The organism is Peptococcaceae bacterium 1198_IL3148, from assembly GCA_036763105.1.
Lineage (GTDB): Bacteria > Bacillota > Desulfotomaculia > Desulfotomaculales > Desulfohalotomaculaceae > JBAIYS01.
In genome coordinates this window covers 96,524-120,978 of sequence record JBAIYS010000008.1, presented here as the reverse complement: position 1 = coordinate 120,978, position 24,455 = coordinate 96,524, and the positions used below count along the sequence as shown (strand labels likewise).

General features: G+C 44.4%; 25 protein-coding genes and 1 other annotated feature. Of the genes, 24 read left to right on the top strand and 1 reads right to left on the bottom strand.

The features are described from left to right. Nucleotides 1-182: 182 nt before the first annotated feature. The 22 genes from glnA (V6C27_09380) (at nt 183) to tatC (ending at nt 22,509) form a co-directional block, all read left to right on the top strand. Nucleotides 183-1,499, top strand: a complete 1,317-nt coding sequence (glnA, locus tag V6C27_09380; GenBank protein MEG6616624.1) for a type I glutamate--ammonia ligase — start codon at nt 183-185, stop codon at nt 1,497-1,499. 41 nt (nt 1,500-1,540) lie between these two features. Further along, the gene (locus V6C27_09375) at nt 1,541-3,121 is read left to right on the top strand and encodes an FMN-binding glutamate synthase family protein (protein MEG6616623.1); all 1,581 of its coding nucleotides are present in this window, start codon (nt 1,541-1,543) and stop codon (nt 3,119-3,121) included. A gap of 271 nt (nt 3,122-3,392) precedes the next feature. Beyond that, complete coding sequence (gene glnA, locus V6C27_09370; protein MEG6616622.1) at nt 3,393-4,724, top strand: type I glutamate--ammonia ligase; 1,332 nt, start codon at nt 3,393-3,395, stop codon at nt 4,722-4,724. A gap of 93 nt (nt 4,725-4,817) precedes the next feature. Beyond that, nucleotides 4,818-5,321 (top strand): acetolactate synthase small subunit, encoded by a 504-nt coding sequence (ilvN, locus tag V6C27_09365; protein MEG6616621.1) that lies wholly within the window; start codon nt 4,818-4,820, stop codon nt 5,319-5,321. A gap of 82 nt (nt 5,322-5,403) precedes the next feature. Beyond that, nucleotides 5,404-5,670 (top strand): ribbon-helix-helix protein, CopG family, encoded by a 267-nt coding sequence (locus V6C27_09360; GenBank protein ID MEG6616620.1) that lies wholly within the window; start codon nt 5,404-5,406, stop codon nt 5,668-5,670. Beyond that, a complete protein-coding gene (locus V6C27_09355) occupies nt 5,671-6,021 on the top strand; it encodes a type II toxin-antitoxin system PemK/MazF family toxin (protein ID MEG6616619.1) in 351 nt (116 codons plus the stop codon). A 92-nt stretch (nt 6,022-6,113) separates the two neighbouring features. Beyond that, the gene (locus V6C27_09350; GenBank protein ID MEG6616618.1) at nt 6,114-6,842 is read left to right on the top strand and encodes a gamma-glutamyl-gamma-aminobutyrate hydrolase family protein; all 729 of its coding nucleotides are present in this window, start codon (nt 6,114-6,116) and stop codon (nt 6,840-6,842) included. Between the two features lie 101 nt (nt 6,843-6,943). Beyond that, nucleotides 6,944-8,071: an amidohydrolase gene (locus V6C27_09345; protein ID MEG6616617.1), complete on the top strand. Its 1,128-nt coding sequence runs from the start codon at nt 6,944-6,946 to the stop codon at nt 8,069-8,071. Between the two features lie 130 nt (nt 8,072-8,201). Further along, the gene (locus V6C27_09340; GenBank protein MEG6616616.1) at nt 8,202-8,609 is read left to right on the top strand and encodes a response regulator; all 408 of its coding nucleotides are present in this window, start codon (nt 8,202-8,204) and stop codon (nt 8,607-8,609) included. Nucleotides 8,610-8,724: 115 nt separating this feature from the next. Further along, entirely contained in the window at nt 8,725-9,198 is a 474-nt protein-coding gene (gene tsaE, locus V6C27_09335; protein MEG6616615.1) for a tRNA (adenosine(37)-N6)-threonylcarbamoyltransferase complex ATPase subunit type 1 TsaE, read from the top strand. Further along, nucleotides 9,179-9,910 carry a tRNA (adenosine(37)-N6)-threonylcarbamoyltransferase complex dimerization subunit type 1 TsaB gene (gene tsaB, locus V6C27_09330; GenBank protein MEG6616614.1) on the top strand — a complete coding sequence of 244 codons (732 nt, stop codon included), beginning with the start codon at nt 9,179-9,181 and terminating at the stop codon, nt 9,908-9,910. Before tsaE ends, tsaB begins: the two co-directional genes overlap by 20 nt. Next, nucleotides 9,900-10,361, top strand: a complete 462-nt coding sequence (gene rimI / locus V6C27_09325) for a ribosomal protein S18-alanine N-acetyltransferase (protein ID MEG6616613.1) — start codon at nt 9,900-9,902, stop codon at nt 10,359-10,361. Before tsaB ends, rimI begins: the two co-directional genes overlap by 11 nt. A gap of 17 nt (nt 10,362-10,378) precedes the next feature. Beyond that, on the top strand, nt 10,379-11,401 hold the full coding sequence (gene tsaD / locus V6C27_09320) for a tRNA (adenosine(37)-N6)-threonylcarbamoyltransferase complex transferase subunit TsaD (protein MEG6616612.1): 1,023 nt from the start codon (nt 10,379-10,381) through the stop codon (nt 11,399-11,401). Between the two features lie 83 nt (nt 11,402-11,484). After that, a complete protein-coding gene (locus V6C27_09315) occupies nt 11,485-12,846 on the top strand; it encodes a DUF512 domain-containing protein (GenBank protein MEG6616611.1) in 1,362 nt (453 codons plus the stop codon). A 61-nt stretch (nt 12,847-12,907) separates the two neighbouring features. Then, nucleotides 12,908-13,157: a binding site (T-box leader), on the top strand. A gap of 166 nt (nt 13,158-13,323) precedes the next feature. After that, nucleotides 13,324-14,619, top strand: a complete 1,296-nt coding sequence (locus V6C27_09310; protein MEG6616610.1) for a phenylacetate--CoA ligase — start codon at nt 13,324-13,326, stop codon at nt 14,617-14,619. A gap of 21 nt (nt 14,620-14,640) precedes the next feature. Beyond that, entirely contained in the window at nt 14,641-15,072 is a 432-nt protein-coding gene (locus V6C27_09305) for an ACT domain-containing protein (protein ID MEG6616609.1), read from the top strand. 449 nt (nt 15,073-15,521) lie between these two features. Beyond that, nucleotides 15,522-15,731 carry a twin-arginine translocase TatA/TatE family subunit gene (tatA, locus tag V6C27_09300; protein ID MEG6616608.1) on the top strand — a complete coding sequence of 70 codons (210 nt, stop codon included), beginning with the start codon at nt 15,522-15,524 and terminating at the stop codon, nt 15,729-15,731. A gap of 35 nt (nt 15,732-15,766) precedes the next feature. Next, the gene (fdnG, locus tag V6C27_09295; GenBank protein ID MEG6616607.1) at nt 15,767-18,805 is read left to right on the top strand and encodes a formate dehydrogenase-N subunit alpha; all 3,039 of its coding nucleotides are present in this window, start codon (nt 15,767-15,769) and stop codon (nt 18,803-18,805) included. Between the two features lie 13 nt (nt 18,806-18,818). Continuing rightward, entirely contained in the window at nt 18,819-19,631 is an 813-nt protein-coding gene (locus V6C27_09290; protein MEG6616606.1) for a 4Fe-4S dicluster domain-containing protein, read from the top strand. A 39-nt stretch (nt 19,632-19,670) separates the two neighbouring features. Beyond that, entirely contained in the window at nt 19,671-20,819 is a 1,149-nt protein-coding gene (gene hybB / locus V6C27_09285; GenBank protein ID MEG6616605.1) for a Ni/Fe-hydrogenase cytochrome b subunit, read from the top strand. 77 nt (nt 20,820-20,896) lie between these two features. Further along, nucleotides 20,897-21,715, top strand: a complete 819-nt coding sequence (locus V6C27_09280) for a formate dehydrogenase accessory protein FdhE (protein ID MEG6616604.1) — start codon at nt 20,897-20,899, stop codon at nt 21,713-21,715. A 35-nt stretch (nt 21,716-21,750) separates the two neighbouring features. After that, complete coding sequence (gene tatC, locus V6C27_09275; protein ID MEG6616603.1) at nt 21,751-22,509, top strand: twin-arginine translocase subunit TatC; 759 nt, start codon at nt 21,751-21,753, stop codon at nt 22,507-22,509. 55 nt (nt 22,510-22,564) lie between these two features. Here the strand turns inward: tatC and V6C27_09270 are convergent, their stop codons facing one another. Beyond that, on the bottom strand, nt 22,565-22,762 hold the full coding sequence (locus V6C27_09270; GenBank protein MEG6616602.1) for a hypothetical protein: 198 nt from the start codon (nt 22,760-22,762) through the stop codon (nt 22,565-22,567). Nucleotides 22,763-23,009: 247 nt separating this feature from the next. Here V6C27_09270 and V6C27_09265 point away from each other — a divergent pair, with 247 nt between their 5' ends. Further along, nucleotides 23,010-23,189: a hypothetical protein gene (locus V6C27_09265; GenBank protein MEG6616601.1), complete on the top strand. Its 180-nt coding sequence runs from the start codon at nt 23,010-23,012 to the stop codon at nt 23,187-23,189. 28 nt (nt 23,190-23,217) lie between these two features. Next, entirely contained in the window at nt 23,218-24,441 is a 1,224-nt protein-coding gene (glp, locus tag V6C27_09260) for a gephyrin-like molybdotransferase Glp (protein ID MEG6616600.1), read from the top strand. Nucleotides 24,442-24,455 lie beyond the last annotated feature (14 nt).

Genomic DNA, 24,455 nt, shown 5'->3' with positions numbered 1-24,455 from the left:
ATGTATACAATATTATTATCTTAGAGTTATTGAATTGTTAGCGGAATGTATTTATACTGAAAGGCAGATTAAGTTAATACATATTATTAGGGCAACGACGTCCTAACCAAGCCTATTTATGGGAACAGGCTTGGTTAGGACGTTTTGTATTTTTTACCAATTAAAAATAGGTGGTGGTTAAATTGACAACTTTTACAGCAGAGGATGTTTTAGAAAAGGCCCAGGAATGCAACGTTAAATTTATTCGCTTGCAATTTACCGATATATTTGGGGCACTAAAAAACATTGCCGTGACAGTGGAAGAACTGGAACGGGCGTTAGCTGGGCAAATACCCTTTGACAGTTCGGTAATCGAGGGTTTAGTTGGCAACAAGGAGTCCGACATTTATCTAATTCCCGACCCAACGAGCTTTACGATTTTTCCTTGGCGTCCTAGGGAAGGAGCAGTTGCCCGTCTGATATGCGATGTGTACGGGCCAAATAGTCAACCCTTTGATGCTTGTTCCCGTTCAGTGCTGAAAAAATTGTTAAAAGAAGCTAAACAACTGGGCTACCAATGTCAGGTGGGGGCGGAGATTGAATTTTACTTGTTTAATTTAGATGAACGCGGTAAGCCCACCACCGTTACCCATGATGAAGCAGGTTACTGTGATTTAAGCCCGGTGGATTTAGGCGAGAATGCCCGCCGGGATATGGTGTTGACACTGGAGGAAATGGGTTTTGATATTGCGTCATCCCATCACGAAATTGCACCGGGGCAACATGAAATTTACATTAAAGAAGATAATGCGTTAGCAACGGCGGACAAAATTGTGACTTTTAAATTTGTGGTGCGCACCATTGCCCAGCGCCATGGTTTGCACGCGTCATTTATGCCTAAACCCATAGCTAAATACAGTGGTTCCGGCATGAGCCTGCACCTTTCTCTATGGCAAGGTGAGCAAAACGCCTTTTATCACCCAGAGAATAAATTACAACTAAGTGAGGGCGCCTATCATTTTATGGGTGGCATCATAAAACACGCTGCCGCCATGACCGCCGTTACCAATCCATTGGTTAATTCATACAAACGTTTGGTACCCTGTGAGTTATCTCCATATTTAGCGGCTTGGTCCGATGAAAATCGCAGTGCCAGCATTAAAGTGCCAACCCAAAGGGAGCAACAGACCAGTTTGGTTTTGCGCAATCCAGACCCCACCTGTAACCCCTATTTAGCCATCGCAGTGGCATTAAAATGTGGGTTGGATGGTATTAAAAACGGTATTATACCGCCGGATAGGTTAGCGGAAAATAATAACTGTTCACCAGGGGTAAAGCCCGTTAGTTTACCGAGTAATTTAGGGGAAGCCTTAATTGCTCTAGAAAATAATGATATTGTGGCTGATGCATTGGGAAAACGTATTTTCAGCGGTTACTTATCAGCCAAACAAAAGGAATGGAACCAGTTTCAAGCTGAGGTACATCCTTGGGAGTTAAAACAGTACCTCACTTATTACTAAAATAATATATTAAAGATGTCAAATGGAAGGATGGTTTATTCATGTCTTACAGTAATGGAATTAACGCCAGTGCGGCCACCATGACCAAAACCCGTACCGGTAAGGATGTTTGTTCCTTCTCGGGTATGTGTGTAACCTGTTTAGATGGTTGCCCGGGTATGTGTGAAATCGGTAAATCCGCGGTGCGCAGTAAAGAAGTTCTTTATCCAGCCCCCTTTGGTAAAACCACTTCCGCATCTCAAAAGGAGTATCCAGTGGATTACTCCCACTTCAATATCATGGGTACTGCGGTGGGAGCCCACGGTGTGGAGGCCGACTCAAATAAAGCTATTTTCCCAGCAGTGAATTTGGAAAGCAAAGTTGGTAACCAGCATAAAATTAAGCTGGACTTACCAATTGTGGTCTGTGCCATGGGCTCCACCAAAGTGGCGTCAGAAAACTGGGATCACCTGGCTGCCGGTTGCGCCATCGCTGGTGTGGGCATTATTATCGGTGAAAACGTTTGTGCCATGGATCCCCATGCAGAAATTAAAAACGGACGGGTGGTTAAATCACCAAACTTAGAAAAACGGGTTGAGGACTTCCAACGCTGGTATAATGGTCAATCTGGCTTTATCTCGGTACAGGCTAACGTTGAGGACACCAACCTCGGTGTGCACCAATATGCCATTGAAAAACTGGGCGTAGAAGCCGTTGAAATGAAGTGGGGTCAAGGGGCCAAGGATATTGGCGGAGAAGTAAAACTAAGTAGTTTGGAACGGGCTCAACAACTATACAACCGGGGCTACATTGTAATGCCAAACCCTAAAGATCCCAAGGTGCAGGCTTTATTTAATGTGGGTGCCTTTAAAGAATTTGAACGGCACTCTCGGGTTGGGATGGTGACCGAGGAATCCTTTCACAACCAAGTGGCAGCACTGCGCAGTGCTGGTGCTAAATTTATCTCTTTGAAAACCGGTGCCTATCGACCCGCCGACTTGGCCCGGGCAGTGAAATTTGCTTCCGATGCTAAACTAGATATGCTCACTGTGGACGGCGCCGGTGGTGGTACCGGTATGAGTCCATGGCGGATGATGAATGAGTGGGGTATCCCAACTGTTTACATTCAATCACTATTGACCAAGTATCTCGACAAGTTGGCTGCCCAAGGCAGATATATTCCTGCGGTGGTTATTGCCGGTGGTTTCACCTTGGAAGATCACCTGTATAAAGCCATGGCCATGGGTGCACCACATATTAAGGCCGTTGGTATGGCCCGGTCACCATTGACCGCCGCTATGGTGGGCAAAACTGTGGGTGAAGCAATTAAAACCGGTAAAATTCCTGCAGAGTACAAGAAATACGGTGAAACTCTGGAGCAAATCTTTGTCTCTGCTTCTACATTAAAGGATAAAATGGGCGACCGGTTTGATCAACTGCCCGTTGGTGCCATTGGCGTATACAGTTACTTTGAGCGCCTGAAGCAAGGTTTGCGTCAATTCATGTGTGGTTCCCGCAAGTTTGGCCTAAACTACCTAGAACGCAACGATATTGCAGCTTTAACTAAAGAAGCGGCTGAAATCACTGGCATTAAATACATTATGGAACTGGACCAACAAGAGGCAGAACAAATCTTAAGCTAATTAGTTAACTGGAGGCTGTTGCAAAAAGTAGGTTTTTGCAACAGCCGCTAACGTTTGGTCATGCCAAGAAGTATAAAAAATATTAAAAAAAATACTAACATTGATTTGAAAATATGTTATACTATAGCCATTAAAAATAAACATAAAGTTACAAAGTTGTAACGACACTGGCAACGGGGCCTATAACGCGTAATGGGATGCTATTACATTGCGGTTTTAGGTCTTTTTATGTTTTAAAACGATTAAATCGAACAAGGAGAGTGTAACCGCGGTGCCAAATTACACAGCAGATGATGTTAGAGCTTTATGTAAAGAACACGATGTTAAATTTATTCGCCTACAGTTTACAGACATTTTTGGGGTTTTAAAGAATGTGGCCATTACAGTGGAGCAATTGGATAAAGCGTTAAATAACGAGTTGATGTTTGATGGATCCTCCATTGAAGGCTTTGTCCGCATAGAAGAGTCTGATATGTACCTGCGTCCAGACCCCAACTCCTTTGTAATTTTCCCTTGGAATAATCGCGATAGTGCCACCGCCCGGATGATCTGTGATATTTACAATAGTGATGGCACTCCTTTTATTGGCGACCCTCGTTATGTGCTACGTCGGGCCATTGCCGAGGCCGAAAAAATGGGCTACTCCATGAATGTTGGCCCAGAAGCTGAATTTTTTCTATTTCATGTGGATGCCGAGGGCCGTCCCACCACCGTTACCCATGACCGGGCTGGTTACTTTGACTTAACCCCAATCGATTTAGGTGAAGATGCCCGTAGAGATATGGTGTTGGCGTTGGAAGAATTGGGTTTTGAAATTGAAGCTTCTCACCACGAAGTGGCGCCGGGACAACATGAAATTGATTTTAAATACTCCGATGCCCTTGATGTGGCCGATAAAATTGCCACCTTTAAATTTGTTGTTCGTACCATTGCCCAGCGGCATGGATTGCACGCCACATTTATGCCTAAGCCGATATTTGGTGTTGCTGGCTCAGGAATGCACATGAACCAATCGCTGATGCGGGGTAAAGAAAATGCTTTTTATGATCCAACTGCACCAAGACAGCTCAGTGATGTTGCCATGTACTATGTCGGTGGATTAATGAAACATGCCAAAGCAATTACCGCCATTACCAATCCCCAGGTTAACTCTTATAAAAGATTGGTAACCGGTTATGAAGCCCCTGTTTATATAGCTTGGTCAGCGCAAAACCGCAGCCCGTTGGTGCGCATTCCAGCTAAGCGAGGCATGTCAACCCGGGTTGAGTTGAGAAGCCCTGACCCCTCCTGCAACCCCTACTTAGCCTTAGCAGTATGTTTGCAGGCCGGTTTGGATGGCATTAAAAACAAAATTAACCCACCGGAGCCCTGTGACCGCAACATTTATGAAATGACCGAAACCGAGCGACAAGAGTATGGCATTGGTTACCTGCCCCAAGATTTAAATCAGGCTATAGAGGAATTATGTAATGATGAAGTGATAAAAAATGCTTTAGGCCCTCATGTATTCAATCGCTTTGTAGAAGCCAAAAGAATTGAGTGGGATCGCTACCGCATGCAAGTTCATCCCTGGGAGATAGAAGAATATTTGACAAAATTTTAACAGGGCATTTTGCCCTGTTAATTATTGTTCTTGGAAACCTCGGACTTAATATGTTACAATTGTTCTATATGCGAGGGTTGCGGGGGGGATATTATGAAACACAGTCTAGCTGTCTTGGTGTTGAACAAGCCTGGTGTTCTGGCTCGTATATCCGGTTTATTGTCCAGGCGGATGTTTAACATTGAAAGCATTGCTGCCGGATTGACCGAGGACCCAGATATTACCCGTATTACCGTGGTAGTCCAGGGTGATGATCAAGTGCTGGATCAAGTGGTTAAACAGTTATCTAAACTGGTGGATGTAATTAAAATTGTGCGTATTGAAGGTGAAGAATTAATCAATCGGGAGCTGGCGCTAATAAAGGTTAAGGTCAACCCTGATAAACGCTCAGATGTGGTGGATATTGTAGAAATCTTTCGGGCAAAAATTGTTGATGTAAGCCGTGAAACCATGGTCATTGAATTGACTGGTGATGAGCAGAAAATTGATGCCCTATGTGAAGTATTGCGGGACCATGGCATTGTGGAAATGGTCAGGACAGGCAAAATTGCATTGTCCAGAAGGGCAACGGCTGCCAAAGAGGGAACCGATATTTAGTTTGTTATCATAAAAAACCTAAGTTGTGTATATAATTATTTATTGTAGGAAGATATTCTAGCGTCTAAGGAGGGGTCGGTAGGTGAATTATAAAAGAATAGAGCTAAACCTACCAGACAATTTATTGAGTGAGCTGGATACCTTGGCCCAGCAAGAGGAGCTGGATCGTGGGGAACTAATGCGCCAGGCCATGCATGCATATATCAGCGAAAGAAAACGCTGGCATTTGCGGGAACAAATGAAAAAGGGATATTTAGAGATGGCCCATATAAACTTACAACTAGCAATAGAACAGGCAGAATTAGAAGCCGAAGCGGAGGAATACTTGCCCTTTGCGGAGGGAAGTTAAATGCAAATTAAGCGCGGGGATATATTCTACGCCGACCTTAGTCCCGTTGTAGGTTCTGAGCAGGGCGGCACCAGACCAGTGTTAATCCTACAAAATGATATTGGCAACCAGTACAGCCCCACCACCATTGTGGCCGCCATCACATCACAAATCGCTAAAGCCAAACTGCCTACCCATGTGGAAATCAGCAGTGGTATCAGTGGGCTCAATAAGGATTCTGTGGTGTTGCTGGAACAAATCAGAACGATAGATAAAAGCAGGCTGATGCAAAGAGTTAGTTCATTAAATAATGATATGATGACTGATGTAAAAAAAGCGATAGAAATAAGTCTAGGTTTAATAGATGTCTAAACAATGTTATAACTATGACAGAGGACGCAACCAATGCGTTCTTTTTCATTTTTGTTGCAGTTTGTCCTGTTAGTATTAAGGAGGTGGTTTAAATAGCGGCACCATTTATAGGTATTACCTGTTGCTATGATGAACAAAAGGGCCGCGTGTGGTTAAGTGACCACTACCTAAATGCCGTTATAGCAGCGGGGGGCATTCCGCTGGTGTTACCGGTATTGACTCCGGTGGCTAAGGCTAAAGAGATGTTGAATCTGTGCAGTGGTTTATTGTTGCCCGGTGGCGGTGATATTGATCCACTGCTTTTTAACGAAGATCCACATCCTTTAAATGGAGAGATTTGTCCCCAGTGTGATGATTTTGAACTGGAAATAACCTTTCAAGCGCTACAGCGAGGCATGCCAATACTGGGCATCTGCAGAGGGGCCCAGGTGATCAATGTTGTTGCCGGTGGCACAGTTTGCCAAGATATTAGCAGTGAGATAGACCGGCCGCTAAAGCATATGCAGCAGGCACCAAGGTGGTATCCAACCCACACCATTACTGCCGTTAGCGGTTCGCTGTTAGAAAAAATAATTGGTTCGGCACCGGTTAAAGTCAATAGTTACCATCACCAAACAGTTGGCAAGTTGGGCACGGGTATTAAAGTATCTGCCTATGCACCGGATGGGGCCATAGAAGCGATAGAAATGGCTGACCAGCAGCGTTTTATATTGGGCGTGCAGTATCATCCCGAGGGAATGTGGAAAACTGATGCTAATGCCAAGGCCATCTTTGATTGCTTTATCGCTGCTGCCAGTGACAATAAAGATGTCGATATATAGAATAATATTAGATGTTTTGCCCCCAAGAAGGAAACTGACGATTTGTCACGAAATCAGAAAACGTTAAACAATAATTGTAAAAATATGGAGTGTATATTATAATGTTGGCAATAAATGGAGGAAAAGTACATACCGGTACCGGTACGGTTATAGATAAGGCCACAGTGCTAATTGACAACAATAAAATAGTGGCTGTGGGTAAAGGAATTGCAATCCCTGATGGTTGCCAAGTTATCGATGTGACCGACAAAATAGTAACGCCCGGTTTCATCGACGCCCATTGTCATGTGGGCATATATGAAGAGGGGTGCCAAAATGCAGGGGATGATGCCAATGAGACCACAGATCCCGTTACTCCTCACCTGCGGGCGTTGGATGGCATTAACCCGGAGGATCAAGGATTTAAAGATGCTTTAGCCGGTGGCGTCACATCGGTGGTGGTGGCCCCTGGCAGTGCCAATATTCTGGGGGGAGAGATGGTGGCCTTAAAGACCCACGGCCATGTGGTGGATCAAATGGTTATTAAGGGCCCGGTGGGCATGAAGGCTGCTTTAGGTGAAAATCCCAAAAGAATTTATGGTGGTGAGAAAAAAACACCGACCACCAGAATGGCCAATGCCGCATTATTGCGGCAATCTTTGATTGAAGCTAACAACTATATCAATCAAGCCTCCCGAGAGCGCAACTTAAAATTAGAGGCACTGGTCCCGGTGATAACCGGTGACTTGCCTTTGCGGGTGCATGCCCATCGGGCAGATGATATCATGACAGCGGTGCGCATTGCCGAGGAATTTAATATTAAAATTGTCATTGAACACGCCACCGAAGGCTATAAAGTGGCTGATATCTTGGCTGCCAAAAATATACCGGTCATCATTGGCCCAGTTATTTCTACCCGGTCTAAAGTAGAACTTCTGGGTATAGCCATGGAAAATGCTGCTAAACTATATCAAGCGGGGGTAAAATTCGCCATTATGACCGATCACCCAGAAGTTCCTGTTCAGTATTTGCCTTTATCTGCCGCCCTCACCTCCCGGGGGGGCTTGCCAGAGGAAGAAGTGCTCAAAGCCATCACCCTTTACCCTGCCGAAATCCTGGGGTTAGAAGAGCACATTGGCACCATTGAAGTTGGCAAAGATGCCGATATCGTAATTTTAAATAGGAGTTTCTTTGATGTGCGCTGCCGGGTTGAGCAAGTATTGATTAACGGCGACATAATTTTTTCTTAACAAAAATTTAATAAAATAATAAACAATTTTATGGCAGGATTGGAAAATATAAGAGAGAATATATTAACAAATGGTAGATATATACACAGGAGTTAATAAATGTCATTACATGTCGAAGGGGGGATAATTGATGAAAAGGGTAATAGATATCTTAATTGTTGATGATCAACCTGGGGTAAGGTATTTGTTAGATATATTAATTAAAGAAATGGGTCATAACACCTATAGTGCCCAAAACGGTTTAGAGGCTGTGGAAATTGTCAAGAGGGTTAAACCTGATTTGGTTTTTATGGATGTACGCATGCCAGTAATGGATGGTCTGGAGGCGTTGACAAAAATAAAAGCAATTAGCCCTTCGGTGAATGTAGTGATGATGACAGCTAATTTTACCGAAGAAACCATCGATAAAGCAATGCAAAAGGGAGCCTCAAAGTGCATGGCTAAGCCCTTCGATGTGGAAGATATTAGAGATATTATCGAAGAACATTTATGGAATGCTGAACAAAAAAAGATAGAAATGATCAATAATTGTGTTTAAATAGACTCACCGTTGGTGAGTTTTTTATTTATAGTGGCTATCCTTTATGTTATTATTTTAAAGGGCAATTTAGCCCGCAGTATCTTTGGGGCATAATACTAATTGAGGTGGAAATATGTTAGAAGTAAAGACTAAATCACCGCAGCAAACCAAGGCATGGGGAAAATTGCTAGGCGAGCTGGCGGAGCCAGGGGATGTTTTTTGCCTTTATGGGGACTTAGGTGTTGGTAAAACCCATTTGTCCCAGGGCGTTGCCCAGGGCTTAGGGGTTGAGGAGCATGTCACCAGTCCCACTTTTACATTAATAAATGAGTATGTTGGCAGATTGCCTTTATATCATATGGATACATATCGCCTTGGTGGTGCTGAGGATATGGAAGACTTAGGTTATGAAGAGTATTTTTATGGTGACGGAGTTACGTTGGTGGAATGGGCTGATATAGTGGCCGACGTGCTACCTGAGGAACGGCTTGACATCCATTTTGAAAATCAAGGGGAATTTGAGCGACTGTTAAGATTTGATGGCATAGGTGAAAGATATAATAGTATAGTTGAGGAGCTGTTAAAGAGTGTACGTACTGGGAATTGAGGCTGCTACACCGGTGGCTGGGGTGGCAGTTGTCAATGAAGAAAAGGTATTGGCTGAGCGATTTATAAACAATAAACGTACCCATTCGGTAAACCTGTTACCGATGATTAAAGAAGTGATTGTGGATGCGGGGATAAAAAAGGAGGAAATCAACGGCATTGCTGTATCTGCTGGCCCAGGCTCCTTTACCGGGTTGCGGATTGGCATGACCACCGCCAAAACATTGGCCCAGGTGTGGGGTATACCAATCATTGCGGTGTCTACGCTGGATGCCATGTCTTTTCCGTTGATTGGTTACCATGGGTTGGTATGTCCAATCTTAAATGCCCGTAAAAATGAAGTTTACAGTGCCATCTATCAAGGTGGTGCTACAGAGATTAAGCGGTTGGCACCACCAATGGCGGTGCCGATGTCTGAACTGCTACAGCAATTAAGCCCTTGGCCCGATAAAAAGGTGTTGTTTTTAGGTGATGCCATAGATATTTATCGGGAACAACTAAAATCTCATTTGGGCGCCAAGGCACAGTTTGCTGCCAATGCGGCGGTATTGCCCCGGGGTGCCACTGTAGCTGAATTGGGGCTGGTTAAGTTAAACTTGGGAGAAGTATCGTCTCCGCTGGAAATAAAACCGAATTATATTCGCCCGTCAGAAGCAGAGGTGAAGTGGGCTGAAAAACACAAAGGCAGTGGTGAGCGCGGCTGTGGAAATTAAATTAATCGAAATGGATTTATCCCACCTGCCGGAAGTGCTGAGCATAGAAAAGGTGTCCTTCCCCACCCCTTGGTCCCAACAGGCTTTTATATATGAAATTTTGCAAAATAATTTTAGTTACTACGTTGTGGCGCTGGATGGAGCCAAAGTGGTTGGGTACGGTGGCATGTGGTTGATATTGGACGAAGCCCATATCACCAATATAGCGGTTTCCCCGTCCAGTCGGGGAAAAAAAGTGGGATTGATGTTAATGAAGCACTTAATGAAAAAGGCGGTGGAATTTGGGGCGGTAAGAATGACGCTAGAGGTGCGACCGTCCAATGATATTGCCCGTAACTTGTATAAAAAACTGGGTTTCGAAGAGCGGGGTCTGAGAAAAAACTACTACAACGATACCCATGAAGATGCCATCATTATGTGGCAGGATAACTTGGTAACTAATGAAGAATAAAAGGTGGTTTGTTTAGCTTGAGTGTGACAATACTTGGAATCGAAAGTTCTTGTGACGAAACATCGGCTGCGGTGGTTGTTGACGGGGTAGAAATCAAATCAAATATCATTGCCTCGCAAATTGAATTTCATCAGAAGTTTGGTGGCGTTGTTCCCGAAGTGGCTTCTCGTAAGCACTTGGAGACCATTAATCATGTAATATTACAAGCATTGGAAGAAGCCAACACATCTTACCGGGATCTAGATGCCATTGCGGTAACCTACGGGCCGGGATTGGTGGGGGCGCTGCTGGTGGGGGTGGCAGCGGCCAAAGCCATGGCCTTTGGGCTGGACAAACCGCTTATTGCTGTTAACCACCTGGAAGGACATATTCACGCTAACTTTTTACACAAACCTGATTTAGAGTTTCCGGTTTTATGTCTAGTGGTTTCTGGTGGTCACTCAGATTTGGTGCTGATCGAAAGTCATAGCAGTTACAAGCTGTTGGGGCACACCAGGGACGACGCTGCCGGTGAAGCCTTCGATAAAGTGGCCCGGGCCCTTGGTTTGGGCTACCCCGGCGGACCACTAATAGACAAGCTGGCCCGCAGTGGCAATGCTGAGGCCATTCCGATGCCCCGGGCCTACTTGGAAGAAGGTAGTTTGGATTTTAGCTTTAGCGGTTTAAAATCTGCGGTGCTCAACTATTTAAATCGAGCCCAACAAAAGAATATCGAGGTAAATAAGGCCGATCTGGCAGCAAGCTTTCAGCAGGCAGTGGTTGATGTGTTGGTGGATAAAGCAGTGTTGGCAGCGGAACGGTATCGGGTTAAGCAGATCATGCTGGCTGGGGGAGTGGCGGCTAACGGGTTGTTGCGCAGTGAATTACAGCTAAAGGCTCAAGCCAAAGGGATTAATGTTACCTATCCACCGATGGTTTTGTGTACCGATAATGCAGCGATGATTGCCTGTGCCGGTTACTACAAATATTTGCGGGGGGATTTCGCCCCACTGACATTGAACGCCACCCCAAACCTGACTATGGGTGTAGATAAATATTAACATTTATCCCAAGGGCTGTGAATGTTCGGTTGTGGGTAATGTGGATAAGTTTGTGAATAACTTGAGATTAGAGGGATTTGTTTGTGGGTTACGGGGCGAACGGCAATCAGCAATTTTACATTGAAAGCTTACTGTATCATGCAGCAGCAAAATCTAATATTTTACCAATAACGTCCACCTGTAACGTCAGATGTGTTTTTTGTAGCCATCATCAGAACCCGGCAAATGTGGAGAGTTATCGGGTTGCCCCTTTAACCATTGACCAGGTAAAACAGGCCCTTTCCTTTATGGATGCCAGCAAACCGGTGGTGATCGGTGAATCGGTAACTAAGATCATGGAGGGAGAACCATTTACTCATCCTAAATGTCTACAAATATTGCAGCATATACGCAGTACCATGCCTAAAACACCGATTCAAATAACCACCAATGGTACGCTGTTAGATGAAACCACCATTACCCGGTTAAAGGCATTGGCGCCAATAACTATTAACTTATCAATTAATAGTTCCTCCTGCAGTATGCGCTATCAATTAATGGGGGATCGCCGTGCCCAGCAAGCAATTGATTGCGTGCCGTTACTGAACCGGCATGGCATTCCCTTTCACGGCAGTATGGTGGCTATGCCACATGTCACAGGTTGGGAAGATTTAACCCACACGGTGCAATATCTTGATCAACATGGTGCCCAAACGGTGCGGGTGTTTTTACCGGGTTACAGCAAACTGGCACCGCCGGCGTTACAGTTTGACATGTCTATGTGGAGCCAATTGAGGGCATGGCGAGAAAACTTGGGCAATCTGGTTACAGTGCCGCTCACCTGTGAACCGGAGCAGATTACCGATTTACAGGCTGAGGTGCTGGGGGTAATCAAAGATAGCCCCGCAGCCCAGGCCGGTGTGCAGAAGGGCGACGTGATTATCGAAGTGACCGGACAGCCTGTGGTCACCCGGGTGCAGGCCTTTAATCGGGTACTGGCCTGTGAAAATCCCACCGTTAGTATCCACCGGGGTCAGCGGACACATCACCTGAAACTACAGAAAAAGAAGCACCAGCCTTCGGGATTGGTAATGGCCTATGATTTGCATCCCGATACCATAACTGACATGGAACTGACCGTTAACCGCCACCGGGCCCAAAGGGTTTTGGCGCTATGTTCCCAGTTGGCTTTTCCAGTTTTAAAGGTTGCTTTAGCCAGCCTTTACCAGGGGGAAGCAGAAATAGAGCTGAGGCCGGTGGCCAGCCAATATTTTGGGGGCAACATCATGGCTGCGGGACTATTGGTGGCCGCTGATTTTGAGAGTGCTTTTAGGCATGCCGACGCAGAGGGAGTGCAAGTGGTGTTGATGCCGGCCATAGCCTTTGATATGCATGGCAGGGATTTAACCGGTGCCTCTTATCTTGATTTACAGCAAAAATGGCGAATTCCGGTGGAGTTAATTTAAGTTTAAGTTTTTATTGACTGTTTAATAGCTTTATGTTATTTTATGTGTTAATACCAATAAACTAACGACAATGATGGAGAAAAGTAAGTCATTGCTGACCTTTCAGGGAGAAGAAGTCTTGACTGGAAGCTTCTTTAAGGGATGGATGATTGAAGTTCCCTCCGGAGTTGCTGTGCTGAAAAATCCAGTAGGTGCAGCCGGGTATTCCTGCCGTTAAAAGGGAAAGGGTATTGGATTAGCTAATTCCAAACCAGAAAGCGGCTTTAAGCAATTAGGGTGGTACCGCGAAATCAAAGCATTTCGTCCCTACAGGGGAAGAGGTGCTTTTTTTATTTATCTGGTTGAATTATTTTTTCCTGTACTTTAGAGTTGGGCTCTTTTAGGCCAATTTGGGTGGTACCGCGGATTACTCTCCGTCCCATGTGGGATGGAGAGTTTTTATTTTTTTAAAGATAAAATAACTAAGGAGGTTTTACCATGTATTGGCAAGAAAAGTATGAAACAATGTCAAGGGAAGAACTTAGTCAACTTCAATATCAGCGACTAAAGGCGATGGTTGAACGACTTTACAATAGCGTTCCTTTTTACCAGCAAAGGTTTAAGGAAAAGGGTATCGTGCCAGAGGATATAAAATCTTTAGAGGATATCAAACATATCCCCTTTACCACTAAACAAGATTTGCGCGACACCTACCCCTTTGGCATGTTTGCTGTACCTCAGGATGACGTGGTGCGTTTGCATGGATCCAGTGGTACCACCGGCAAACCAATTGTGGTAGGATATACTAAAAAGGATATTGATACTTGGGGCAACCTACTGGCGCGCTGTTTTACTATGGCCGGGGCCACTAAGAGTGACGTAGTTCAAAACGCCTATGGCTATGGTTTGTTTACCGGTGGTATGGGGGTTCACTATGGTGCAGAAACCTTAGGGGCAACGGTTGTACCCATGTCCGGTGGCAACACTGCTAAACAGTTGATGTTGATGCAAGACTTTGGGGCCACTGTGCTCACCTGTACCCCAACCTATGCTTTATACATGGCAGAAGAGGCCCATGCCGGGGGTGTTGATTGGGATAAAGTGAAGCTAAAGGTGGGTATCTTTGGTGCCGAACCTTGGTCCGAAGCCATGCGTAAGCAACTGGAGGAGCGTTGGAATATCACCGCCCTTGACATTTATGGTCTGTCGGAGGTGCTTGGGCCAGGGGTGGCCTGTGAGTGCTTACAAAAGCAAGGGATGCACATCATGGAAGATCACTTTATCGCAGAAATTATCGATCCAGACACCGGCGAACCGTTACCTTACGGACAAAAGGGTGAGTTAGTATTCACCTCGCTGACCAAGGAAGCCTTTCCGGTATTGCGTTATCGCACCAAGGATATCTCGGTTTTGTATCCTGAGCAATGTGCCTGCGGGCGTACTCATGTGCGGATGGAAAGGGTTACCGGCCGTACCGACGACATGCTGATTATTCGTGGTGTTAACGTGTTCCCGTCCCAGGTGGAGAGCATACTGTTGGAATTTGGTGAGACCGAACCCCATTATCTGTTGGTTGTGGACCGCAAAGGCTCGATGGATGATTTAGAGATTTGGGTAGAGGTATCTGCCAACATGTTTTCTGATAAAGTCCGTGGTTTAGAGGATCTAGAAAAGCGTTTAAAATCACGGATACTGAGCGTGTTGGGCATATCAGCTAAAATCAAGTTGGTGGAGCCAAAATCAATCCCCAGAAGCGAAGGCAAGGCAAAGCGAATTATCGATAAAAGAGTATAATAATTAAAAGGAGGGGTAACTATGAAGGTTAAACAAATCTCTGTGTTTTTAGAAAACAAGTCAGGCCGGTTGGCTAAAGTAACCGAGGTTTTGGGTGAAAATAACATTAACATCAGGGCCCTTTCCATTGCTGACACCACTGATTTTGGTATTTTAAGGTTAATTGTTGACAACCCAGACCAAGCCTTAACAGCACTGCGCAATGCTGGTTTTACCGTTAGCACAACCGATGTGCTGGCGGTTGAAGTTGACGACCAACCCGGTTCGCTAAGTAATGCCATGAGGGCACTGGATGAACAGGGCATAAATATTGAATATTTGTACGCCTTTGTTCAAAAGGACCCGCAAAAGGCATTGGTGGTATTTAGGGTAGAGCAAATTGATGACGCCATTTTAACGTTGCAAAAAAATGGAGTAACTTTAATGGGCAGTGATGAAGTGTATACAATGTAATAAATTGTAAGCCCCATGGGGTGGACAATGAATTGGCTATACTTTAAAATAGTATTTATAAGATTATTAAGCAATAATTCCTCTGTAATGGAGGAATTATTGTTGTTTGAAAGTGTCATTATTGACAGACTATTTTAAGAAATGTCACAATAAGCAGAAGGATTTCTATTGTTTGGAGTAGAATTAACTAGATTAACTAGGTTTTTAAAAATTTTAATTCATAGTATTGATTGTTTAGACAAGTTGGTTCATGATATCAGTAGTACAAACTGAATTCATCGAACCGAAGTTACTCTGGTAACTATGTGTGCTGTAATAATATATAGAGAAAAATATTCAGTGCACAAAGTAATAATTTATAGTTAAATACAATATTTAACTATAAGCAGTTTGCTAAAATGGTTTACCGTGGTTACCAGACTACAGGTTCAGAAAGGGGGGGGAATAACATGTTTGGATCAGGTTTTTTACAACCAACGCACCTATTACTGATATTGATAGTGGTGTTAATTATTTTTGGTCCCGGTAAACTACCTGATGTAGGTAAAGCATTGGGTAAATCCATTCGCGAGTTTAAAAGTGCTACATCAGGCGATAAGGAGCAAATGGCTAAAGCTGAGCCCAATAAAGATGCTGAGGTTACCGATACCAAAAAGTAACGCTGTTGGTATCTAGAGGGGGTTGAAAATTAGATATGAGAAAATTAAGCAGGCGCGAATTTCTTAAAAATTTAGGACTGGGTACAGCAGGATTATCACTATTTGCCACACCGGCCATTGCTGCTGAAGCAACAAATGGTACAGTGGGTAACTTAGCCACCAAAATCACCAAACTGAAAGAAACCTTTACAGTTTGTGCTTATTGCGGCTGTGGTTGTGGTATTCTGCTGTATTCTAATGATGACAACAAAATAGTCTATGCAGAGGGTGACCCTGATCACCCAATTAACGAAGGTACTTTATGTCCAAAGGGTAATGCAATTATTGATACCTATAATATTGTACCTAAAAAACACGCCAAAAGAATTGTCAACACCAAACGGATTCTTAAACCACTATATCGTGCCCCAGGGAGCACCCAGTGGGAAGAAAAGGATTGGGATTGGACATTAACTGAAATTGCTAAACGCATTAAAAAGACCAGAGATGCCACCTTTGAACATAAGGACAAAAATGGTGTCGTTGTTAACCGTACCACTGCCATTAACACCTTAGGTAGTGCGTCCCTTGATAACGAAGAGAACTATTTGTTGCACAAAATGTTCAGAGCTTTAGGTATTATCAATATCGAGCACCACGCCCGTCTCTGACATAGCTCCACTGTGGCCGGTCTGGCCAACTCATTCGGTCGTGGCGCAATGACAAACCACTTTGTTGACTACAAAAATACAGATGTATTTTTAATGATCGGTTCCAACTCTGCGGAGAACCACCCACAGGCACAAAAATGGATTGGTATAGCGAAAGCAACCCGTGGAGCTAAAATGATTGTGGCTGACCCGCGTTTAACCAAGTCCACAGTATATGCCGATGTCTTTGCCCAACTTCGCCCTGGTACCGACATTCCTTTCCTGTTGGGTATTATGAAATATGCCATTGATAATAATCTTTATCACAAGGATTATGTAGTTAACTATACAAATGCTAGTTATCTAATTAATCCAGAATTTGGTTTTTCCGAAGGATTGTTTACCGGTGCTGGTCAAAAGGACGGCAAGTTCACCTATGATAAAAGCACCTGGCAGTACCAACAGGATGGAGAAACAGTAAAAAGAGATCTCACTTTACAAGATCCAAACTGTGTATTCCAACTGTTGAAAAAGCATCTTAAACGTTATGACATTAAAACGGTTTGCAACATCACTGGTGTACCAGAAGATGTTTACCGCAATGTTTGTGAACTTTACGCTTCCACAGGGGCTCCCAATAAGGCTGGTAACATCATTTATGCCATGGGTATTACCCAGCATACCTATGGTAGCCAGAACGTTAGGGCTTGTGCCATGTTACAACTGTTGTTGGGTAATATTGGTATTCCAGGAGGCGGTGTTAACGCCCAGCGTGGTGAATCAAACGTACAAGGTTCCACAGACTTGGCGATGTTAAGTCACCTGTTACCTGGTTACTTAAATGTGCCCAATGCCACAATTCATAAAAATCTACAGGAATACTTGGATAAAGAAACCCCTAAATCTGGTTACTGGAGCAATAAGCCAAAATTCTTAATTAGTCAGTTAAGAGCTTTTTATGGCGATAACGCTAAGAAAGAAAACGACTTTTGCTTTGACTGGTTGCCAAAGGTAGACGGTAAAAACCGCACCCACATGGGTTGTTTCCAGGAAATGATGGATGGCAACGTCAAAGGACTGATTGCCTGGGGTCAAAACCCTGCAGTTGGTGGTGCTGGTTCTAATTTTACACGGAAAGCCATGGAAAAACTTGAGTGGATGGTTACCGTTGACCTATTTGAAACAGAAACCGCTGCCTTTTGGCATGCGCCGGATGTGGATCCCACTAAGATTCAAACCGAGTGTTTCTTCTTACCAGCAGCCTTCTCCTTTGAAAAAGAAGGGACCGTTAGTAACAGTGGACGCTGGGTTCAGTGGCGTTATATGGCAGTGCCCCCGCCGGGTGAGGCCAAGAGTGACCTATGGATTGCCTATCAAATGTTTAAAGCCATCCGTAAGCAGTATGAAGCCGGTGGCAAATTCCCTGACCCAATTTTAGGTGCCAAATGGGACTATGATATGCCGGGACACGAAGAACCGGATATCGAAAAAATTGCGGTGGAAATTAACGGTTATGTTGCCGGTAAAGAAGATGAGCCGCTGGCCACCTTTGCTAATTTAGCTGATGATGGCTCCACTGTTTGTGGTATGTGGATTTATGCCGGTTATATGGCCATAGATCCAGACCTGAAGGTACCCAATTGTAGACGCCGCAACAGAGAAGACAATGGTATCGGAACCTATCCTAAATATTCCTGGTGCTGGCCGGTAAACCGTCGTATTCTTTATAACCGTTGTAGTGCCGATATGAATGGTAAGCCTTGGGACCCAGAGCGGGCACTATTTGCTTGGGACGGCACCAAGTGGCTTGCCAATGACGTGCCTGACTTTACAGCAACGGTACCACCTGAAGAATCAGGGGCTAAACCATTTATTATGCAACCCGAAGGACACGGCAGATTCTTTGCCAACGGATTGGCCGATGGTCCATTCCCAGAGCACTATGAACCGATGGAAGCGCCAACAGAAAACGCTATGTCTAAGCAGCAAAATAACCCAGCAGCGGTTGTATTTAAAGGCGACTGGGCTAAACTGGCTAAATTGGGAGACAAAAATTATCCAATAGTAGCTACCACCCACCGTACAATTGAGCACTATCAGAGTGGTGCGGTAACCCGTAACAGCCCGACATTATCGGAAATTGGACCTTACATGTATGTGTCTATTTCCGAAGACCTGGCTAAAGAAAGGGGAATTATGCCCGGAGATGATGTTTGGGTTGAAACGATACGCGGCAAAATCAAGTGTAAGGCCTCGGTATTGCCTATTGTCAAGCCGTTAATCGTTAACGGTAAGAAAGTAGAAATTGTGGGAATGCCCTGGTGCTTTGGTTACCAAGGTATTGTGACCGGTGCCACAGCAAACGATCTTGTACCTGCTGTGGGCGATGCCAATACAACTATACCAGAGTCCAAAGCATTCATGTGCAATATCAAGAAGGCCTAGGGGGTGTTAGCCAATGACAATGAGCGTATTAGTTGATTTAACCAGATGTACTGGTTGCAAGGCATGTCAAACAGCCTGTAAACAGTGGAATGATCTGCCGGGCATTATACCGGAGTTTGATAATAACCTGACTTTTCCACCTAAGATGGACGGCAATACCTATACCGTTGTTCAACACCGGGTGGTAAAGAAGGATAACCAAGACGTAATGAGATTTGCTAAAACCCAGTGTCTCCATTGTCTAGAACCTGCCTGTGCTTCCGCATGTTTTGCAAAAGCACTGCAAAAAACACCTGAGGGACCAGTGGTTTATTACCCACATTTGTGTGTAGGTTGTCGTTATTGTATGCTGGCATGCCCCTTTGGGGTTCCTAAGTTTGAATGGGATGAAGTTTTCCCGCTAGTTGCTAAATGTCAGTTTTGCTTTGATCCAGAAGGCACCTACGACCGTACTGGTCATGGTCAAGCACCGGCTTGTGTAGACACATGCCCCAACCAGACCATGATGTTTGGTACCCGTGAAGAAATGCTTAAAGAAGCTTGGAACCGGATTAACAGCGATTCTAGGTACATTAAGCATGTGTTTGGTGAAAAAGAAGTGGGTGGAACAAACTGGTTATATATTTCAGATGTACCCTTTGAAAACTTTGGCTTCAAAACCGACGTTACTCAGCGGCCTCTGCCGGAGTATACCTATGATTTCTCAAAGTACACATTCCCGGTCATTATTACTTGGGGTGGCTTATTAACAGCCATGTACTTCTATACCAAACGTCGGAATAATATTGTTAAAGAAGATAGTCATGATCAGGGTATTGATGTTTAAGGGTGTTTATCCAAATGTTGGTTCTAGGGGGGTTGAATGATGGCATCTCAAGTGCAAGTTAAAGGATGGAGCTATAAAATTACCCCAGCACGGATAGTAATGGCGGCGTTGGCTGCGCTGGCCGCAGCAATAGCTGTTTACCGATTATGTACCGGGTTGGGGACGGTTTCAAACTTAAGTGATGAATGGCCATGGGGCCTTTGGATTGGCTTTGACGTATTAACCGGGGTTGCACTGGCTGGTGGTGGTTACGGTACCGCCCTACTGGTACATGTGTTACACATTGAGAAATTTAACGTGATTGCCCGCAGTGCGATGCTAACATCTTTATTAGGTTACCTGTTAGTACTGATTGGTTTATTCTTAGATATTGGGCAATGGTTTAACTTCTGGCGTCCCTTCGTATCTTGGGGTTACCATTCAGTGCTGTTTGAAGTTTTCTGGTGTGTATCTATTTATACCACAGTACAGATGATTGAATTTGGTGAAATTGCCACCGAAAGAATCGGTAAAAAATGGCATAAACCGCTGATGAAGATTATGCCCTTCCTGTTTATTTTGGGCATATTACTGCCAACCCTGCACCAGTCCTCACTGGGAGGTTTATACATCATTGCAGTTGATAAATTGCACCCACTGTGGTGGTCAATGTTACTGCCAGTATTCTTTTTAATGTCGTCCTTCTTTGTGGGACCGGCAATGGTTTGCGTAGAGACCACATTGGCCGGCAAGGCTTTGAATCACCAGGTGGATCCTAAAATACTGCGCAGTTTAATTAGGATCAGTGGCGTAGTGATGATTCTGTATTTACTGCTAAAGTTCGGCGATTTAATACATCGCGATGCCTTAGGTTATATATTTACTGGTAGCTTGGAGGGCAACATGTTCCTGTTGGAAATGGTAGTGGGGGTAATTATTCCAATTATCATTTGCTTTGGGCCATGGAGCAAAACCAGAGCAGGGTTATTCACCTTTGGTGTGCTAACCGCCATTGGCCTAGTGATTAACCGCATGAACGTGGTGTTTACCGGTATGTATCAAGCCCTTGGCCCTGGTTACTTCCCATCATGGATGGAGTTTGCAGTAACCATCGGTCTGGTAAGTGGGGCAGTATTGGTGTACCTGTTCATTGCAGAAAACTTTAACATTTTAGGACACGGTGAAGAACACCAGACAGAGACCGCATAAATAATCAATTAGTGGCGCACATTATGTGCGCCACTGTGATTAATCAAGTATGTTTAAATGAGAAAGGGGTTACTCCTATGGAGATGGGAATAGGCGAAAACACAAAACTGGCAAACTTTTATCTGGAACTAATGGATTTAACGGATAAAGTTAACTCCATAGAGTGGAAGTTAGAGCTACCGGCCCATGTTAAAGACAGTTGGCTTCAAGGGACACCGCTGCTAACGGAACTACAACCCGAAACAGAACAGGAATTATTGCAAGAGATTGTTTTTAAAGTATTTGCAGCCTATTTCAAATGGCAACCTGGTCCAGCTAAACTACCGGCGGAAACCCTGAAGTTATTGAAAAAATTAACTGACGATGAACTGAAGGATTTAGCCACCACAGCAATCAATGACATAGCCACTAACAAAACCAAGTGGGCCAATCAACTGCAAATGTCCGAGGAACTGATGGACTTTTTAACCACTAACATCGCTAGGTTGGTATTAAACAGTTATGCAGCCACTGTCACTAAGCAATTGGATTTAGAAAAGTGGAAGCATGGCTATTGCCCCATTTGTGGCGACAGCCCCACAATGGCTAAACTTACTGGTAAGGTGGGCTTTAGAGTGTTGCATTGCGGTCGTTGTGAAACCCAGTGGCGTTATGATCGGGTTGGGTGTCCCTACTGTGGTACTAAAGATGCTGACAAGCTATCCTTTATTACCTCAGAAGATAACAAACAGTATCGACTTTATCTGTGTGACCAATGTAAAAGTTATTTGAAAACAGTTGACGAACGTCAATGTGGTGAAGTAGACTTATTTTGTGAAGATTTGGCTACAGCCGATTTTGATAAGCTAGCTAGCAGCGAAGGCTACCAGCGTGGGAATAAAAGGTATCGCGCATAGGCCTCTGGCTGGGTGACGAAAGAGGGGGTCGTTTAGTGTCAAAGGATACAGAAATGTCAATGGTGGAACATTTAGAAGAATTACGAAGGGCAATTATAATTTCACTAGTGGCGACCCTGGTAATGACCGTTGTCTGTTTGGCATTTGCTGACCGGGTTTTAGATATCCTTTTATCGCCGGTAACCAGTACTGGTAACGAGATGGTCTATATACATGTGACCGAAGCACTGATGACTAAGATCGGTATATCTTTTTTCTTGGGTTTTTTAACTGCTCTGCCCATCACGCTGTGGCAGTTTTGGAGTTTTATGATCCCAGCGCTCCGTAAAACCGAAAGGGTATATTTTACACTGTTTATTGTGATATCCTTTGTGATGTTTATTGCCGGTATATTATTTGGCTTTTTTGCAGTGTACGGTTTAGCCATTAGGTTCCTGCTGGGATACGGTGGCGAGGAATTGTTGCCAATGATCAGTATTGGCAAATACGTGTCCTTTACGTTGACATTTTTACTACCCTTTGGCTTAGTTTTTGAACTACCGCTGGCGGCATTCTTTTTAGGCCAATTGGGAATTTTAAGTTATCGACTGATGATTAAATTCCGTAAATACGCCCTACTGATTTCTGTAGTTATCTCAGCGGCCATTGTACCAACGCCCGATATGATCACGCCACTTTTAATGGCTTCACCGATGTACTTGTTATATGAATTTAGTGCCCAAATCATTCGGTTTATTGAATGGCGCAAACGCAAAAAAGCTAAAAAGGCAGAAGAAGAGAATGAAGAGGCTTGATTAATTTCAAGCCTCTTTTTTGAGAACATTTATTCTTGCATAAAATGTTATATCATTATATAGCTCTCAGTAATGCGTCTTGCAAATCGTCGGGATTGCTGCCTAGCTTTGCCGCCAATCCCATTAGTTGTTCCCTCTTTATTATTGCCACTTTACCACCCGGAAGGGTCAGGTTAAACTTACTTGTTCCTGGTATTGGCAAAACCCTTACTCCGGCGGACTTAAAAATTTCCAGTGCATTAATCAATGTCATCGCAGCTCACCCCCTGTGCTTGAGAAAAATATCACATTTATATTATAGTATATAACATCTTGCTTTAAAGTGAAAGTGCCTTTTAGCACATTCAACATAAATTTTAATTGGTCTGGGCAAGGCAATTATTTTTTAGACCGTTATGTAAATTCAAGCACATCTTTTTAATATTTGAAGGATTATTGCTATTTTGTGCAAAATATTAAGATAATAAAGATAAATTATAAAAACCTAGGAGTTGATTGACTTGAGTAATATATCTGAAAATATTTTAGAAGCTGTCAAAAAGGCAGCAACGGATAACCGTTTATCATGTACTATGGCCCGTAAACTAGCCGCTGAGCTACAGGTTCCTGTCAAAGTAATAGGGGAAGCGGCCGACCAATTGGATATTAAAATTAAAGCCTGTGAGTTGGGTTGCTTCTAAGGCAAGTTTTCTAATTGGAGGAATGTAAATGGATCTCTTTAACGTACTGACGGTGGAACAGGGGCGAAAACTCCTTACCGACAATTTAAAGCTTCCCATGGCTGAGAATGTGCCCATTCTATCTGCTTTAGATAGGGTTCTGGCCCAGAATGTAACTGCCAAGGAAGATGTGCCTGGTTTTGACCGTTCCACTATGGATGGCTATGCAGTGAAGGCAAAGGACACCTTTGGGGCATCGGAAAGTTTGCCGGCTTATATTGATGTTGGTGGGCAGGTGTTAATGGGCAAGCAACCGCCGGGTGAATTAAAACCAGGACAGGCCTGGGCTATTCCCACCGGTGGTATGTTGCCGCCCGGTGCCGATGCGGTGGTGATGGTGGAGTACACCGAAGAGTTGGATGACCGCACCATTGGCGTGACCAAACCGGTGGCTCCTGGTGAAAATATGGTGCGCAAAGGTGAAGACGTGCCGGTCGGGGCTACGGTATTAACAGCCGGCCACAAAATCCGGCCCCAAGACTTGGGCATTTTATCAGCTACCGGGGTGACGGAGGTGCCGGTGCGACCCAAAATGAAAGTAGGTATAGTTTCCACAGGGGATGAGGTTGTATCGCCCGAAAATACTCCGGAACCTGGTCAGGTTAGGGATATCAATTCTTATACCTTATACGGATTAGCCCGGCAAGGAGGGGCTATACCCACGATCTATGGCATTGTCAAAGATGATTTTGATTCACTAAAGGCGACAATTTCCACCGCCTTAAACGAGAACGACTTGGTGCTGGTTTCCGGTGGCAGTTCAGTGGGGGCCCGGGATGTAACTGCTAAGGTTATCGAAGACTTGGGCCAACCCGGTGTACTTTTTCACGGTATCGGCATTAAGCCCGGTAAGCCCACCATTGGGGCAGTGGTCGATGGTAAACCGATATTTGGACTGCCAGGTCACCCGGTTTCCGCCATGGTGGTATATAGCCTGTTGGTAGACCCGCTGGTGCGCTGGGGTAGTTATGATAACGCTTTAAGAGAAGTCTCAGTACGGGCCAAGATTACCCGCAATATGCGTTCTGCTGCCGGTAGAGAGGATTTTTTACGGGTACGGGTTTATGTTGAACAGGGTGAGCTATTTGCTGAGCCAGTGCTGGGCAAATCCGGATTAATTAGCACCATGGTGAAGGCCGATGGGCTGGCTCGCATTCCCGAAGGTAAAGAGGGAGTAGAGGCCGGAGAATATGTAGAAGTAAAGTTGTTCTAAGGAGGTAGTCCCCC

What these genes read in the sequence shown, in the direction of transcription:
- tsaE (MEG6616615.1), top strand. Translation starts at nt 8,725, where the DNA reads ATGTTAGAAGTAAAGACTAAATCACCGCAGCAAACCAAGGCATGGGGA.
- V6C27_09340 (MEG6616616.1), top strand. Translation starts at nt 8,202, where the DNA reads ATGAAAAGGGTAATAGATATCTTAATTGTTGATGATCAACCTGGGGTA.
- V6C27_09355 (MEG6616619.1), top strand. Translation starts at nt 5,671, where the DNA reads ATGCAAATTAAGCGCGGGGATATATTCTACGCCGACCTTAGTCCCGTT.
- ilvN (MEG6616621.1), top strand. Translation starts at nt 4,818, where the DNA reads ATGAAACACAGTCTAGCTGTCTTGGTGTTGAACAAGCCTGGTGTTCTG.
- V6C27_09290 (MEG6616606.1), top strand. Translation starts at nt 18,819, where the DNA reads ATGACAATGAGCGTATTAGTTGATTTAACCAGATGTACTGGTTGCAAG.
- V6C27_09305 (MEG6616609.1), top strand. Translation starts at nt 14,641, where the DNA reads ATGAAGGTTAAACAAATCTCTGTGTTTTTAGAAAACAAGTCAGGCCGG.
- V6C27_09270 (MEG6616602.1), bottom strand. Translation starts at nt 22,762, where the DNA reads ATGACATTGATTAATGCACTGGAAATTTTTAAGTCCGCCGGAGTAAGG.
- tatA (MEG6616608.1), top strand. Translation starts at nt 15,522, where the DNA reads ATGTTTGGATCAGGTTTTTTACAACCAACGCACCTATTACTGATATTG.
- V6C27_09375 (MEG6616623.1), top strand. Translation starts at nt 1,541, where the DNA reads ATGTCTTACAGTAATGGAATTAACGCCAGTGCGGCCACCATGACCAAA.
- glp (MEG6616600.1), top strand. Translation starts at nt 23,218, where the DNA reads ATGGATCTCTTTAACGTACTGACGGTGGAACAGGGGCGAAAACTCCTT.
- hybB (MEG6616605.1), top strand. Translation starts at nt 19,671, where the DNA reads ATGGCATCTCAAGTGCAAGTTAAAGGATGGAGCTATAAAATTACCCCA.
- V6C27_09345 (MEG6616617.1), top strand. Translation starts at nt 6,944, where the DNA reads ATGTTGGCAATAAATGGAGGAAAAGTACATACCGGTACCGGTACGGTT.
- V6C27_09280 (MEG6616604.1), top strand. Translation starts at nt 20,897, where the DNA reads ATGGAGATGGGAATAGGCGAAAACACAAAACTGGCAAACTTTTATCTG.
- V6C27_09310 (MEG6616610.1), top strand. Translation starts at nt 13,324, where the DNA reads ATGTATTGGCAAGAAAAGTATGAAACAATGTCAAGGGAAGAACTTAGT.